Origin of the sequence: Rhizobium sp. Rhizsp82 (genome assembly GCF_047325115.1) — a bacterium.
Classification (GTDB): domain Bacteria; phylum Pseudomonadota; class Alphaproteobacteria; order Rhizobiales; family Rhizobiaceae; genus Rhizobium.
Genome location: NZ_CP168570.1, coordinates 1,560,747 through 1,574,933, shown reverse-complemented (window position 1 = coordinate 1,574,933; position 14,187 = coordinate 1,560,747). Strand labels below are relative to the sequence as shown.

Below are 14,187 nucleotides of genomic sequence, written 5' to 3'. Positions count from 1 at the left end.
ATTATAGCGCGATGCGAAATACGGCCGAAGCGCCCGATGATCGGGCAAGCGGGCAAACTCAAGATAAGGCGATCCATCGATGAGTGAAGACCGTGTCGTCAGAATGGCGGAAATCGAGATCGATATCAGGCATCTCGACGCCTACCGCGCGCTGCTTGCCGAGGAGATTTCGGCATCGGTCGCCTTCGAAGACGGCGTGCTGTCGCTCAGTGCGGTGGCCGTCGTCGGTTCTCCGGAGAAGATCCGCATTCTTGAGGTCTATGCCAACCGGGAGGCCTATGAGGCGCATCTGCAGACGCCGCACTTCCTGAAATACAAGACCGGCACGGCCGGCATGGTCACATCGTTGACGCTTCTCGATGTCGAACCGATCATCATGTGCAGCAAGCCATGAACTGGGACGACGTTCGCATCTTCCTCGCCGTTGCCCGCACCGGGCAGATCCTTGCCGCCTCAAAGCGGCTGGGGCTGAACCATGCGACGCTGTCGCGGCGGCTGACTTCTCTGGAGGAAGCGCTGAAGACGCGCCTCTTCGTGCGCCGGACGAATGGCTGCGAGCTGACCGCCGAGGGCGAGATCTTCCTGGCTTCGGCGGAGCGGATGGAAACGGAGATGCTGGCGGCACAGGCCAACCTCGGCCGCACCGACACGGCGATCGCTGGCACGGTGCGGGTCGGCGCTCCCGATGGTTTCGGCGTCTCGTTCCTGGCGCCGCGCATGGGACGGCTGATCGAGCGCCATCCCGAACTGAAGATCCAGCTGGTGCCGGTGCCCCGCTCCTTCTCGCTGTCGCAGCGCGAGGCCGATATCGCCATCACACTGGAGCGGCCGGAACAGGGGCGGCTGGTTTCCGCAAAGCTCACCGATTACACGCTCGGCCTGTACGCGTCGCAAAGCTATGCCGACGCCAACGGCCTTCCTGCCGATGCCGAAGCGCTGAAGCAGCACCGCCGCATCGGCTATGTCGAGGACCTGCTCTTTTCGCAGTCGCTGAATTTTACCGGCGAAGTGATGCGCAACTGGGATGCCGCCTTCGAGATTTCATCGGCCACCGGGCAGACCGAAGCTGTGCTTTCAGGCGCCGGCATCGGCATCCTGCATGACTATATCGCCCGCCAGCACGACAAGCTGATCCGCATTCTGCCGGAAATCTCGATCCGGCGGGCCTACTGGACGACGTTCCACGAAAGCGCGCGCGAGCTGGTGCGCGTGCGCACCGTTTCCGATTTCCTGCAGGAGCTCGTCGCCGCCGACAGGCACATCTTTCTATAGAAGGTGCTTCGGCGGCTCCTCGTTCTCGTCGGGATTGGGGTTCGGAGCCTCATCCGGAAGCCTGTCGGGCTCCGGCTCCTTGATCGGCGGCTCCGGCTTCCAGCCGGGTCCCGGCATCGGCGGCTGATCGGGGATAGGTTCGTTCGGTACGGACATATCCTGCTCCTTCCGTCTTGTTGGATTGTTCAGTTGTCCGGCTTCACGGCCTCGGCGGCGCGCATCGGCATGCTGTCGATGATGGCGAACAGCTCGCCATTGCTGACGGGCTCACTGACCTTCAGCTTCACCGTTCCGTCCTTGCCGATCAGCACGGCATGGAAATCTCCGGCATCGGGTGCGTCGAGTTCGGTGCGCAGTGCCTCCGCCGCGATCGGTTCGGCGGAACCGAAGACCGGCTTGACGCTGTTGCCCGCGACTTTCAGAACGATCATGTCGCGCTCGTCGAGTGCCGGCCGGTCGGCCAGCAACTGGTTCTCCTGGCGCGCGGCGCGACTGTTATCCCTGTCGGAGAAAATCACGAAGACGCGGTTCTTCCACTGGAACTGCTCGAGGCTGGCGATTGCCGCATAGGCGACATTCGTCTCGTCCACCTTGGTCGCACCGTATAGAAGCGTCTTCGACATTCCCGTTCTCCTGTCCACGGATAGAACGGCTGGAGGGAACCGGGAGTTCCATGATTGCCGGGAACGAGGTCCTGAAACGAAAAAAGCCGGTCAGATCGACCGGCTCTTTTGGTTCGCCCTGAAGGCAATTACATCGGGACGAAAGCAGAAACCGGAACCTGCAAGGCAGCGGCGATGCGCTTCAGCTTTGCCGGGTCGGCATGTTCCCCATTTTCAATTTCAGTAATTTCCGCAGCCACCAGGCCACAGGTTACCGCCAGATCATCAACACTGTACCCAACAGCTTCGCGGGCCTTCTTGACCTCAGCGGCGACATTGATGGCTGAAATGGCGGTGGCTTTGGATTGATCCAGATTCTTGAGAGAAATGGACATTAAAGTCTCCTTCTAAAAGCACTCAAGTAACCCCCGGCACAAAATGGCACTCCCGCTCACATTTTGCAACGCAATATAAGAGAAAGTTTACTTGTGCCGCAGCCGGTAGATAGGCGGGCGGCGCCACAGGGCAATAGCCGGGGTGTCGTCATGCGGATCGGGCGATCACGCACCATTCACTTCGATGTTTTGAGAGGAATGGTACGGTTGGGGGGTCTCGAACCTCCGACCTCAGGTGCCACAAACCTGCGCTCTAACCAACTGAGCTACAACCGCACAATGCCGCGCTCGGCGCGACGGGGGTCACATACGAGGACTTGAAAATTAATTCAAGCCCTATCTCCCCTCAATATACAAAAAGGCTGGACGAGGGGTCCAGCCTTTCTTTGATTTTCGATCAGCGGATCAGGCGACCTTGAAGGAGGCCATGACCTTTTCAGCGGCTTCCTTGGAAGGCTTTGCCAGCTTTTCGGCAACCTGCTTGGAGGTTTCCTGCATCGACTTTGCCTGCTCGACGGTCAGCTCGGCCTGCTTGCGGACGAACGCCGTCTGCAGCTCGACGAATTCGGCAATGGACTTGACGCCGAGCAGCGCTTCCATGTGCGACAGGGAGTTTTCTGCGTTGGTGCGCAGGGCGTCGATCGCCTTGAGGCCGATCTCGACAGAACCGGCCTGAGCCGTCTGAACGGTGGCTTCCAGGGTCTTGCCAGCTTCTTCGCCGGCAGACTTCATCTTGGAATAGGCATCACGGGACTGCTGGGCGCCCTTTTCAGCAAAATCGCGGAAGGATTCTGCGAACTTGGACGGATCGAATGCAGCCATTGAAAAAACGTCGTCGGTCTTTATGGTAGCCATGGATGCGAGCTCCTTGAGTCCGGGCGTTTGACGCCCTTTAGTTTGGATAGAGCTTATATAGACGATCTTATTGTGCATTGCAACATAATTGTGCGACGCACAACGCATTAACCTTTCCGCCCGAAAAGGCGGCCTCAAGCTGGACCCCTTTCCGGCGCATCGTTATTAATAGACCGTTAATTTAAATGAGGCCGAAGGTAGCAAGGTTTCCCATGCCCGCTGTCCAGTACCCGTTCATCGATATTGCCGTGCATCAGCGGGTGCGGGAGCGCTTTTCGCGCGGGGAAGCCATGGTGCTGTTCTCCGCCGATCTGACCCGCCTGCTCTGGGCAAACGGCACCGGCGCCGAGCTTTTCGGCCACTCAGCCGTCTATGACCTGCTCGACCAGGGCGTCGGCAATGGCGACATCACCTTCCGCCAGCTGGAGACGACGGCTCGGCAGCTGACATCGACCGGCGACAGCCGCAATCTGATGATCCGCATCGTCAAGGGCTTTCAGCGCGTGCCCGTTCAGGCCGTGGTCGAGCGCATCGCGCTTTCGACCGGCGAGCGGGCCATCCTGTTTTCGGTTCCCGTTGCGGGCAAGGCCTTGCCGGCCAGCGCTTCGGCGGCGCAGATGATCCAGGGTCTCGACGATCCCGATACGCATATGGCGGTGATCGGCGCCGAGGGCGAAGTGATCGCCTCCTCGCCCGGCTATGCCTCTCTCGGAATCACCCAGCAGACCGCAAAGAGCCTGACGGGCCTTGCCGCCGCCCATCCGGACCGGCTGGTGAAGCGCCCTGTTGCCACCGGTAAGGGCTACCTGCCGGCCGCCGTCGGCAAGCTCAGCGACGAACCGGTCCTCAACCTGCTTTTCGCCGTCGAAACGGTGCTCGGCCACCTCGACCCGATCGATGTTGCAGTGCCGGAACCGGCCTTATCCACAGCCGCCGTTAACCATATCGAGCCGCCGAAATTCGACGAGGCGCTCAATGCGGTCGCCGGCATCGAGGATGTCGAAGAGGTTCTGGAGAGCGTCGCCGAGGCTGAGGAGCCTGTTGCCGAAGAGCCTGAGGTCGAAGAGCCTGAGGTCGAAGGGCCTGAGGTCGAAGAGCTCGTTGCAGACGTAGAGGCACGGGCGGGTCTGGCGAAAGGCGCTGTCGAGGAAGAAGAGACGCTTCCCGAGGCTGCCGAGCTGGAGGCAACCGCTGCCGAAGACGACGGCCCCATCGCGATCGAGCCGGAACCGAATGTCGTGCTGGATGCGGAGCCTCAGGGTGCTCCGGCCGAGGATGTCGCGGAAGAAGAGCCGGTAAGCGCGGTTTCGGAAGAGACCGAGCAAGAGAGCGTTGCCGCGGCCGAAGCGGCTCCGGTTGAAGCCGTTGCTGCAGCGCCCTCCTCCGGATTCAAGTTCCAGCCGAACAGCCGCGCCACGCGCTTCGTCTGGAAGATCGATTCGGCCGGCTGTTTCAGCGAAGTGTCGAACGAGTTTGCCGAGGCGGTCGGCCCGAATGCGGCCAATGTCATCGGCGTTGCCTTCAGCGATATTTCCGCCCTCTTCAATCTCGACCCCGAAGGCAAGATCGCCGAGGCGCTGGAGCGCCGCGATACCTGGTCGGGCAAGACCATCCATTGGCCGATCGAAGGCACGAGCCTCGTCGTGCCGGTCGATCTCGCGGCCCTACCGACCTATACGCGCCAGCGCGAATTCGACGGTTTCCGCGGCTTCGGCGTCGTGCGCCTGTCGGATGCGGCGGAAGATCCGCTCGCCCTTGGCCTGACGCTCGGGCCCGATGGCATCGGCCGGGATGCTGCCAGCCTTGACCAGCCGGTCGACGTGCCGGAGGAACCGATTGCCGAAGTTGCCGAGGAGCCTGCCGCCGCAGAAGCGGAAGCTCCGGCACCTGTTGAAATCCCGCTACCGCGCGAAGAGCCGCCGGTGCTGCGCATGGCGGAAACGCCGAGCCGCCGCCTGACCGACAAGATCGTGCAGCTGCACAATGCCGGACCGGGGCTCAGCGCTGCCGAGCAGGCAAATTTCCGCGAGATCGCCAAGCGCCTCGAAGCGTTTGGCGTACGCGATACCGAAGATGAAGCCGGCGAACCGGTACAGCCGGAAACGCCGGCTGCTGCCAACGATGCGGCTCCGGTGGAGATCGAGACGGCTGCTCCTGCTGAGGAGATTTCGGGCGCCGAAGACGTTGCGAGCTTCGAGGCTGCCAACGAAAACGGTGATGTTTCTGCGGAAGCCGCGGAAGACGAGACCGTTGCCGACGATAGCGATGACGATGCCACCGAGGGATTGCCGGAAACGTCGGTGAGCCCGCTCGACATGCTGAGCAGCGTCATCCCTCCGCGCGTGAAGATGACGGACGGGCTGTCTTCCGCCACCGTCGATCAGCTGCCGGTCGCGGTGCTGATCCATGCCGGTGACGAGCTGATGCATGCCAATCCGGAATTCATGCGCCTGACCGGCTATGCCTCGCTCGAGGCGCTCGACGAGGTCGGCGGTCTTGATGCGCTGCTACAGCGCCGGGAGCTGGAAGAAAATACCGGCCGTCCGGGCGCGATGATGCTTGTTACCGCCGATGACAGCCTGGTGCCGGTGACGGCACGGCTGCAGTCCGTTCGCTGGGAAGATGCGAGCGCGCTGATGCTGGCGCTGATGCCGGTCGAGGCCAAGGACGTGCCGCCCGCGAAGGTGGAAGAAGAGCCGCGCCAGGAAAACCGCTCCGACCGCATGGTCGAGAAGGTTGCCAAGCTGCAGGTCGAAGTCGAGGAACTGCGCTCGATCCTGGAGACGGCCACCGATGGCGTCGTCGTGATCGGCGCCGAGGGCGATATCCGCTCGATGAACCGCTCGGCAAGCGCGCTCTTCAACTACGACGAAGAGGAAACGCGCGGCAAACCCTTCGTCATGCTCTTCGCTCATGAAAGCCAGAAGGCCGTGCTCGATTATCTGAACGGCCTCTCGGGCCACGGCGTTGCCAGCGTGCTGAACGATGGGCGCGAAGTGATCGGCCGCGAAGCGTCCGGCGGTTTCGTGCCGCTGTTCATGACGATGGGCCGCCTCACCTCCTCCAGCGGCTACTGCGCCGTGATCCGCGACATTACCCAGTGGAAGCGGACGGAAGACGAGTTGCGCAGCGCCAAGGGCGCGGCCGAAACCGCCAATGCCCACAAGACCGATTTCCTGGCGCGTATCAGCCACGAAATCCGCACGCCGCTGAATGCCATCATCGGCTTCTCCGACATGATGGCGAGCGAGCGTTTCGGACCGATCGGCCATCCGCGCTATATCGAATATGCAAACGATATCGGCCGCTCCGGGCGCCATGTGCTGGATATCGTCAACGACCTGCTCGACATCTCGAAGATCGAGGCGGGCGAGATGGATCTCGATTTCGCTTCGGTCGGCCTGAACGATGCTGTGTCAGAGGCCGTGGCGCTGGTGCAGCCGCAGGCGAACGGGCAGCGGGTGATCATCCGCACGGCGCTGTCGCAATCGGTTCCGAATGTCGTTGCCGACCTGCGCTCCGTCAAACAGATCGCGCTCAACATCCTGTCGAATGCGATCCGCTTTACGCCGTCGGGCGGCCAGATCGTCGTCTCGACCTCCTATGAGAGCAATGGCAGCGTCGTGCTTCGCGTCCGCGATACCGGCATCGGCATGACGCGCAGCGAGCTCGACCAGGCGATGAAGCCGTTCCGGCAAGTCTCGGCGCAATCGCGCCACCGCGGTGACGGCACCGGTCTCGGCCTGCCGCTGACCAAGGCGATGGTCGATGCCAACCGGGCGATCTTTGCGATCAACTCGGCACCGAATGAAGGCACGCTTGTGGAGATCACCTTCCCGTCGCAGCGGGTTCTGGCCGGCTGAAACAAAAAAAGGCAGCCTGGGGTTTAGGCTGCCTGGAGTTTGGTGCTGTTCAACAAGGGGCTCAGTCGCTCAACGTCATGTCACGGGAGCCAAGTGCTCCTAGCTGCCTATCATTCACAGCTCCAAGTGCCATCACCTTTGACGGACCTCCGTTAACGAATGGTTGCCGGGGCCGGGAAGCTCTGAAGGGTGGAAGCTTGTAGTTTCGGGCGCATTTTACGCGACTTTAAACGTTTAACTCGGCCAATCCCGCAAATAGCTCAAGCGCTTCGGGATTTGCGAGCGCCTCCTTGTTCTTAACGGGACGGCCGTGAACCACCTCGCGGACGGCGAGTTCGACGATCTTTCCCGACTTGGTACGCGGGATATCTGCGACGGCGATGATCTTTGCCGGAACGTGGCGCGGTGAGGCGCCGGTGCGGATGCGGTTCTTGATCGCCTTCGCCAGATCCTCGCTGAGCGTGACGCCGGGCGCCAGGCGAACGAAGAGCACGACGCGGACGTCATCATCCCAGTCCTGGCCGATGCAGAGCGCCTCGGCGACCTCTTCCATCTGCTCCACCTGATTGTAGATCTCGGCAGTACCGATGCGCACGCCGCCCGGGTTCAATGTCGCATCGGAGCGGCCGTGGATGACGAGGCCGCCATGCTCCGTCCATTCGGCGAAATCGCCGTGGCACCAGATATTGTCGAAACGCTCGAAATAGGCGGCGCGATACTTGGCGCCATCGGCATCGTTCCAGAAACCGACGGGCATGGAGGGAAATGCCTTGGTGCAGACGAGCTCGCCTTTTTCCTGGCGCACCGGCTTCGCGTCATCGTTCCAGACATCGACGGCAAGGCCGAGACCGGCGCCCTGGATCTCGCCGCGCCAGACCGGCTGCAGCGGATTGCCGAGCACGAAGCAGGAGACGATATCGGTGCCGCCGGAAATCGAGGCTAGCTGGATGTCCTCCTTGATGCCTTCATAGACGAAGGTGAAGCCTTCGGGCGAGAGCGGCGATCCAGTCGAGGTCATCAGACGCAGGCTCGAAAGGTCATGGCTGCTGCGCGGCGTCAGGCCGCTCTTGCGGACGGCGTCGATATATTTGGCCGAGGTGCCGAAGACTGCGAATTTTTCGGCCTCGGCATAGTCGAAGAGCACGTTGCCATCGGGAGCGAAAGGCGAGCCGTCGAACAGGCAGAGCGTGGCGCCCGCGGCAAGGCCGCTCGCCAGCCAGTTCCACATCATCCAGCCGCAGGTGGTGAAGTAGAAAAGCTTGTCGCCCGGCTCGATGCCGCAATGCAGGCGGTGTTCCTTGAGGTGCTGCAGCAGCGTGCCGCCGGCCGAATGGACGATGCATTTCGGCACGCCGGTCGTGCCTGAGGAAAAGAGAATGTAGAGCGGGTGCGCGAAAGGCAGCTGGGCGAATTCGACCGGCTTTGCCTGATAGGGCGCGATCATCGCATCGAAAGTCCTGGCGTCCGTTACAGCGGCGGCCACGGCATCGGCATTGCCGGCATAGTGGACGATCATCGACGGCGCCTGCAAATTGGCGGCGACGGTGGCGACCTTGGCGGAGACATCCTGCAGCTTGCCGTTATACCAATAGGCGTCGCAGGCGATGAACAGCTTCGGGCCAATCTGGCCGAAGCGGTCGAGCACGCCCTGATCGCCGAAATCAGGAGAACAGGAGGACCAGATCGCGCCGATCGAGGCTGCGGCCAGCATGCAGGCGATGGTCTCCGGCATATTCGGCATCATCGCGGCGATACGATCGCCCTCGCCGATGCCGAGCGCCCGGTAGGCCTGCTGCAACTTCGAGACCGTTTCATGCAGGCGGTTCCAGGACCAGCGATCCTGCACCTTGTCCTCGCCGCGGAAGATCAGGGCATCGCCCTCGCCGCTATTGCGCAGCAGGTTTTCGGCGAAGTTCAGCCGGGCATCGGGGAAGAAGCGCGCCTTCAGCATGAGATCGCCATCGGCCAGCACCCGCTCGCCGCGTTCGCCGCGCACGCCGCAGAAATCCCAGAGGGTGGACCAGAAATGCTCGCGCTCGGCGATCGACCAGGCATGCAGGCCGGCATAGTCTTGAAGTGACAGGCCGAACGCCTCGTTGCAGCGCTGCATGAAGGCATACATCGGGCTCTTCTCGATGAACTCCCGCGACGGCGTCCAGAGCGGCACTGTGTCGTTCATTCCCATTTCCTCCCGTTTATTCGCTATATAACATGCTGCACTGCATTATAAAGTGTGCATGGCGCTCTGCGATCGGCCGTCCGAATTGCATATGGCGCGTATTTCATATATCCGGCAAGATCAGCGCCTAACGGGTAAGCGACTGAAAATACTGGCAGAGCTCATGAGTACGTCAAGACAACCGAAGTGGCGTAAAAAGATGGCCCCCGTTTCCCGCTGGCTTCCGGGTATTACACGTCTCGCAACCCTGCTCTTGCTTATTTCCGCCGTGATCTTTGTCGCCCTGCGCGTCGCCGCACCTTTCGTGGTTTCGACGGGCATGGTGCGCTCCGGCATCGAGGATGCGCTGTCGCGCTGGACCGGCTACAAGGCCGAGATCAAGGGCAGCCCGGAACTCGAATTCTGGCCGACGCCGCGCATCACGCTGCACCAGATCGCCATCCGGCAGCCGCCAAATGCCGGCAACAAGCTGCTCGGCACGATCGACAGCCTCTCGGCCGATTTCAGCCTGATCGAGGCGCTGCGCGGCCATGCCAGCTTCCATGAATTCCATCTACTGCGGCCCAACCTGTCGCTCACGCGTGATCAGCAGGGCCTGATCGACTGGACCTATGCCGGCCAACTCGCCAAGGCGATCGACGGCGCGCACCAGGATGGCAATGCGCAGGTACTCAACCGCAAGCTTGATGCCGAAGTCGGCGCCATTACCGTCGAGGACGGGACGCTCAATGTTACCGATCTCGCGACATCCAAGACCTATCACTTCGAGGGTGTGACGGCCGATATCAACTGGCCGCGGCTTTCGAGCGGCATGTCGGCCGTGCTGATTGCGCGGACCGCCGGTCAGGACCTGAAGCTCGACTTCTCCTCGCGCAATCCGCTGCTGGTCTTCGGCGGCAAGACCACCGAGCTGAAGGCATCGCTTGCCTCGAACCTCGTCACCGCCTCTTTCTCGGGGCTCGGCAGCATCACCAACCTGACCGGCCTCTCCGGCAATATCAGCGCCACGATCGGCGACATGCCGGCCCTGCTTGCATGGTCGGGCAAGTCGATCCCGGGGATCGAGAGCCTCAAGTCGTTCTCGATCAGTAGCGACGTGCTCTCGGCCGCCAATGGCCTGCGCTTCAACAATGTGACACTCGGGCTGAACGGCGCGACGGCAACCGGCGTGATGGACATTTCCAGCGTGCGCAACAACCGGGCGAAGCTCGGTGGGACACTCGCCTTCGACACCATGAACCTGAAGCCGTTCTTCGACGCCTTCGCGCTGCGCCTTGCGGCCGGTGAAGAAACGGCAACACCGGACGGTGGGCCGTTGCAGCGTCTCGATCTCGATCTGCGCTTCTCCGCCAAGGAGATGCAGCTTGCGCCCTTCAACCTGTCGGATGTCGGCGCCAGTGTCATCGTTTCCAGCAACGAGGCCAAGTTCGATATCGGCGACAGCCAGTTCGAGGGCGGCACGATGCTGGCGCATCTGGAAGCAACGCGCGGCGATTTCGATGGTGGCGGCAAGCTGCAGATGTCGATCCGCGGTGCGGATTTCGGTGCTCTGGTCGAACGGCTGCAGCTCAAAGGGCCCTTGCCGCTGACGACCGGGTCACTCGACTTGAACCTGAAGACGACAAAGCCGCTTTGGACGGCTGGACTCGGCGACGTGACCGGTCAGCTCACCTTCCATGCGGGAACCGGCTCGATCGCCAATCTCGATGTCGAAGCGATCCGCAATCAGTCTGCGCAGCAGAAGTTCTTCCCGCTGAGTGCCGCGGGCGATCATTCGTTCCCGTTCACCGAGGCGCAGCTGACGGCGAATTTCTCGGCTGGTTCGGCAGAGCTTGAAGGCGTCAGCATCAAGGGCGCGGTGGAGACGCTGACGCTCTCCGGCATCATCCCCTACGAATCCAACGGGCTGGCGCTTTCCGGCTCGCTGCAGGCGACCGACGATACACGGGCGGCCGAGCTACCGCTTCTACCCTTCTTCATCGGCGGTTCCTGGCCCAATCCGGTGATATCGCCGGTGCCGGTGCTGACGCAGCCGGCACCCAGCGCTCAGTAATCAGGGCGCGTTGGCGGCAGCGCGTTCATCGCGTTCGCGCTGGACTTCACGGCGCTTGGTGATCACCGATGCCGCGATGACGCCGACGGCAACGACGGCGATCAGGATGGTGCAGACCGCATTGATCTCCGGCGTCACGCCCAATCGCACCTGGCTGTAGATCCTCATCGGCAGCGTCGTCGCGCCCGGGCCGGAGGTGAAGCTCGCAATAACCAGATCGTCCAGCGACAGAGTGAAGGCGAGGATCCAGCCGGAGAATACGGCCGGCGCGATGATCGGCAGCGTCACCTCGAAGAAGGTGCGCACCGGCGGGGCGCCGAGATCCTGCGCCGCTTCCTCGATCGACTGATCGAAGCTCATCAGGCGCGACTGCACAACGACGGCGACGAAGCACATGGTCAGCGTCGTGTGCGCCAGCGTAATCGTCCAGAAGCCGCGGTCGAGGCCGATCGCCACGAAGAGCAGCAGCAGCGACAGGCCGGTGATGACTTCAGGCATGACGAGCGGTGCATAGACCATGCCCGAAAACAGCATGCGGCCGCGGAAGCGCGTGTGGCGCACCAGCGTGATCGCCGCCAGCGTGCCGAGAATGGTCGCCGCCGTTGCCGACAGGACGCCAACGCGGACCGTGACCCAGGCCGCATCCAGCAGGGCGTCATTGTGCATCAACGACACGTACCACTTGGTCGAGAAGCCACCCCAGACGGTGACGAGTTTCGACTCGTTGAAGGAGAAGATCACCAGGAGCACGATCGGCAGATAGAGAAAGGCGAAGCCGAGCGTGACCGAGATGATGTTGAAGCGTGTCCAGCGTAGCATCGCTTATCTCCCCTGCTCGTCGGCTTTGGCCTGGGCGTTCTGGAAGAACACGATCGGCACTACGAGGATCAAGAGAAGGATGGTCGCCACGGCCGAAGACACCGGCCAGTCGCGGTTCGAATTGAACTCGTTCCACAGCGTCTTGCCGATCATCAGCGTCTGCGACCCGCCGAGCAGGTCGGGGATGACGAACTCGCCGACGGCAGGAATGAAGACCAGCATGCAGCCGGCGACGACGCCGGGCAGCGACAGAGGGAACGTAACCCGCCAGAAGGCGCGGATCGGCGTGCAGCCGAGATCCTGCGCCGCCTCGATCAGCGTGCCGTCCATCTTCTCGAGAGAGGAATAGAGCGGCAGCACCATGAACGGCAGGTAGGAATAGACGATACCGATATAGACCGCGACATTGGTGTTCAGGATGATCAGCGGCGTATCGATGATACCCGTTCCGATCAGCAACTGGTTCAGCAGTCCCTCTGGCTTGAGGATCGCGATCCAGGCGTAGACGCGGATCAGGAAGCTCGTCCAGAACGGCAGGATGACCAGCATCAGCAGCGTCGGGCGGATGCTGCGCGGCGCCTGCGCCATGCCGTAAGCGATCGGATAGGCGATCAGCAGCGTCAGGAAGGTCGAGACGCCGGCGATGACGAGGCTCGATATATAGGCGTTGAAATAGAGTGGGTCGTCGATCAGGTAGCTGTAATTGTCGAAGGAGAAGGTTGAAATCTTCTCCATGAAACCGGCCCAGCCATCGCTGAACGAGAAGGCCGGTTCATAGGGCGGCATGGCGATCGCGGTCGTCGACAGCGAGATGCGGAAGACGATGAAGAACGGCACCAGGAAGAAGATCAGCAGCCAGGCATAGGGAACGATGATCACCAGGCGGCTGTAGATGACTGAACCGAGCTTGCCCATGATCAATCCTTCAAGAGCACGCCGGCATCTTCGGCGAAGGTGACCCAGACTTCCTGGTCGTAGGTGAAGGGATCGTCGACGGCGCGCTGGGCATTGAGCAGCGAGGCCTTGACCACCTGGCCGCTCTTCAGCTTGACGTGGAAAACGGTCATGTCGCCGAGATAGGCGATGTCCCAGAGCTCGCCCGAGGAGGCGTTGACGTTGGGATTGGCCGGCGGCTGGCGGGTGACCTTCAGCTTTTCCGGGCGGATCGCGAAGCCGGCGGTGCTGCCCTTGGCGGGCATGTCTGGTGTCGCGACCTTGACGCTGAAGCCGGCATCGATGGCGAGCTCGACACTCGTGCCATCGGCGGAGACGACCTTGCCGTCGAAGATGTTCACGTCACCGATGAAATCGGCGACGAAGCGGCAGTTCGGCGCTTCGTAGATTTCGGCGGGCGTTGCGACCTGCACAACCTTACCGTGGCTCATGACGGCGATGCGGTCTGCCATGGTCATCGCCTCTTCCTGGTCGTGGGTGACGACGACGAAGGTCAGGCCGAGATTCTGCTGCAGGTCCATCAGTTCGAACTGGGTTTCCTCGCGCAGCTTCTTGTCGAGCGCGCCAAGCGGCTCGTCGAGCAGCAGCACCTTCGGGCGCTTGGCAAGCGAACGGGCAAGCGCCACGCGCTGGCGCTGGCCGCCGGAAAGCTGGTTGGGCTTGCGCGAGGCGAACTGCTCGAGCTTGACCATCTTCAGCATCTGCGACACGCGCTCGGCGATCTCGTCCTTACCCATGCCGTCCTGGCGCAGGCCGAAGGCGATGTTCTTCTCGACGGTCATATGCGGGAAGAGCGCGTAGCTCTGGAACATCATGTTGACGGGACGCTTGTAGGGCGGCGTGCCGGCCATGTCGGTGCCGTCGAGGATGACCTCGCCCGCGGTCGGCTGCTCGAAGCCGGCCAGCATGCGCAGCAGCGTGGACTTGCCGCAGCCGGAAGCGCCGAGCAGGGCGAAGAACTCACGGTGGTAGATGTTCAGGCTGAGATCGTTGACGGCGGTGAAATCGCCGAAGCGCTTCGTGACGTTCTTGAATGAGATGAAAGGTTTTGAGGCGGGATCGGCCCAGGGCGCGAAGGAGCGGCGAATATTGCCAAGAGACTTCATGGTTTTCCCCGAAATTATGAATTTGAAACCGGCGCTCCCCCGACGGCCGGCACGTCAATAAAAGGCCCGGGCGTTGCCGTCCGGGCCGA

12 protein-coding genes and 1 tRNA gene are annotated in these 14,187 nt (G+C 62.1%); 4 read left to right on the top strand and 9 right to left on the bottom strand.

Annotation, left to right across the window (positions count from 1 at the left end; all coding sequences use genetic code 11):
* The first annotated feature begins 79 nt into the window (after positions 1–79).
* Positions 80–394 (top strand): putative quinol monooxygenase, encoded by a 315-nt coding sequence (locus tag ACEN84_RS12430; RefSeq protein ID WP_130279026.1) that lies wholly within the window; start codon positions 80–82, stop codon positions 392–394.
* The gene (locus tag ACEN84_RS12425; RefSeq protein ID WP_413711012.1) at positions 391–1,272 is read left to right on the top strand and encodes a LysR family transcriptional regulator; all 882 of its coding nucleotides are present in this window, start codon (positions 391–393) and stop codon (positions 1,270–1,272) included. Before ACEN84_RS12430 ends, ACEN84_RS12425 begins: the two co-directional genes overlap by 4 nt.
* On the opposite strand, the gene ACEN84_RS12420 is transcribed toward ACEN84_RS12425, so the two are convergent.
* From ACEN84_RS12420 to ACEN84_RS12400, 5 genes are all read right to left on the bottom strand, one after another.
* Positions 1,267–1,428 carry a hypothetical protein gene (locus ACEN84_RS12420; RefSeq protein ID WP_165402627.1) on the bottom strand — a complete coding sequence of 54 codons (162 nt, stop codon included), beginning with the start codon at positions 1,426–1,428 and terminating at the stop codon, positions 1,267–1,269. The genes ACEN84_RS12425 and ACEN84_RS12420 overlap by 6 nt on opposite strands.
* 29 nt (positions 1,429–1,457) lie before the next feature.
* Positions 1,458–1,895 carry a DUF4174 domain-containing protein gene (locus ACEN84_RS12415; RefSeq protein WP_413711011.1) on the bottom strand — a complete coding sequence of 146 codons (438 nt, stop codon included), beginning with the start codon at positions 1,893–1,895 and terminating at the stop codon, positions 1,458–1,460.
* Between the two features lie 128 nt (positions 1,896–2,023).
* A complete protein-coding gene (locus ACEN84_RS12410; RefSeq protein ID WP_112713176.1) occupies positions 2,024–2,269 on the bottom strand; it encodes a helix-turn-helix domain-containing protein in 246 nt (81 codons plus the stop codon).
* Between the two features lie 199 nt (positions 2,270–2,468).
* Positions 2,469–2,545 (bottom strand) — tRNA-His (locus ACEN84_RS12405).
* Positions 2,546–2,674: 129 nt separating this feature from the next.
* Positions 2,675–3,124 carry a phasin gene (locus tag ACEN84_RS12400; RefSeq protein ID WP_112713178.1) on the bottom strand — a complete coding sequence of 150 codons (450 nt, stop codon included), beginning with the start codon at positions 3,122–3,124 and terminating at the stop codon, positions 2,675–2,677.
* Positions 3,125–3,336: 212 nt separating this feature from the next.
* Between ACEN84_RS12400 and ACEN84_RS12395 the strand changes: the two genes are divergently transcribed.
* On the top strand, positions 3,337–6,987 hold the full coding sequence (locus ACEN84_RS12395; RefSeq protein WP_413711010.1) for an ATP-binding protein: 3,651 nt from the start codon (positions 3,337–3,339) through the stop codon (positions 6,985–6,987).
* 226 nt (positions 6,988–7,213) lie between these two features.
* Here ACEN84_RS12395 and ACEN84_RS12390 read toward each other — a convergent pair whose 3' ends face one another.
* Complete coding sequence (locus ACEN84_RS12390) at positions 7,214–9,166, bottom strand: acetoacetate--CoA ligase (protein ID WP_413711009.1); 1,953 nt, start codon at positions 9,164–9,166, stop codon at positions 7,214–7,216.
* Positions 9,167–9,329: 163 nt separating this feature from the next.
* Here ACEN84_RS12390 and ACEN84_RS12385 point away from each other — a divergent pair, with 163 nt between their 5' ends.
* Entirely contained in the window at positions 9,330–11,219 is a 1,890-nt protein-coding gene (locus ACEN84_RS12385; RefSeq protein WP_413711008.1) for an AsmA family protein, read from the top strand.
* On the opposite strand, the gene ACEN84_RS12380 is transcribed toward ACEN84_RS12385, so the two are convergent.
* From ACEN84_RS12380 to ACEN84_RS12370, 3 genes are read right to left on the bottom strand one after another with little or no spacing between them, the layout of a single operon-like run.
* Complete coding sequence (locus ACEN84_RS12380; RefSeq protein WP_112713186.1) at positions 11,220–12,038, bottom strand: ABC transporter permease; 819 nt, start codon at positions 12,036–12,038, stop codon at positions 11,220–11,222.
* A gap of 3 nt (positions 12,039–12,041) precedes the next feature.
* Positions 12,042–12,953, bottom strand: a complete 912-nt coding sequence (locus ACEN84_RS12375; RefSeq protein ID WP_413711007.1) for an ABC transporter permease subunit — start codon at positions 12,951–12,953, stop codon at positions 12,042–12,044.
* Positions 12,954–12,955: 2 nt separating this feature from the next.
* Positions 12,956–14,098 (bottom strand): ABC transporter ATP-binding protein, encoded by a 1,143-nt coding sequence (locus ACEN84_RS12370; protein WP_413711006.1) that lies wholly within the window; start codon positions 14,096–14,098, stop codon positions 12,956–12,958.
* Positions 14,099–14,187 lie beyond the last annotated feature (89 nt).

Bases quoted from the DNA above. Each gene is read 5' to 3' on its own strand.
- ACEN84_RS12390 (WP_413711009.1), bottom strand. From the start codon at position 9,166: ATGAACGACACAGTGCCGCTCTGGACGCCGTCGCGGGAGTTCATCGAG.
- ACEN84_RS12420 (WP_165402627.1), bottom strand. From the start codon at position 1,428: ATGTCCGTACCGAACGAACCTATCCCCGATCAGCCGCCGATGCCGGGA.
- ACEN84_RS12395 (WP_413711010.1), top strand. From the start codon at position 3,337: ATGCCCGCTGTCCAGTACCCGTTCATCGATATTGCCGTGCATCAGCGG.
- ACEN84_RS12425 (WP_413711012.1), top strand. From the start codon at position 391: ATGAACTGGGACGACGTTCGCATCTTCCTCGCCGTTGCCCGCACCGGG.
- ACEN84_RS12375 (WP_413711007.1), bottom strand. From the start codon at position 12,953: ATGGGCAAGCTCGGTTCAGTCATCTACAGCCGCCTGGTGATCATCGTT.
- ACEN84_RS12385 (WP_413711008.1), top strand. From the start codon at position 9,330: ATGAGTACGTCAAGACAACCGAAGTGGCGTAAAAAGATGGCCCCCGTT.
- ACEN84_RS12430 (WP_130279026.1), top strand. From the start codon at position 80: ATGAGTGAAGACCGTGTCGTCAGAATGGCGGAAATCGAGATCGATATC.
- ACEN84_RS12400 (WP_112713178.1), bottom strand. From the start codon at position 3,124: ATGGCTACCATAAAGACCGACGACGTTTTTTCAATGGCTGCATTCGAT.
- ACEN84_RS12415 (WP_413711011.1), bottom strand. From the start codon at position 1,895: ATGTCGAAGACGCTTCTATACGGTGCGACCAAGGTGGACGAGACGAAT.
- ACEN84_RS12410 (WP_112713176.1), bottom strand. From the start codon at position 2,269: ATGTCCATTTCTCTCAAGAATCTGGATCAATCCAAAGCCACCGCCATT.
- ACEN84_RS12370 (WP_413711006.1), bottom strand. From the start codon at position 14,098: ATGAAGTCTCTTGGCAATATTCGCCGCTCCTTCGCGCCCTGGGCCGAT.
- ACEN84_RS12380 (WP_112713186.1), bottom strand. From the start codon at position 12,038: ATGCTACGCTGGACACGCTTCAACATCATCTCGGTCACGCTCGGCTTC.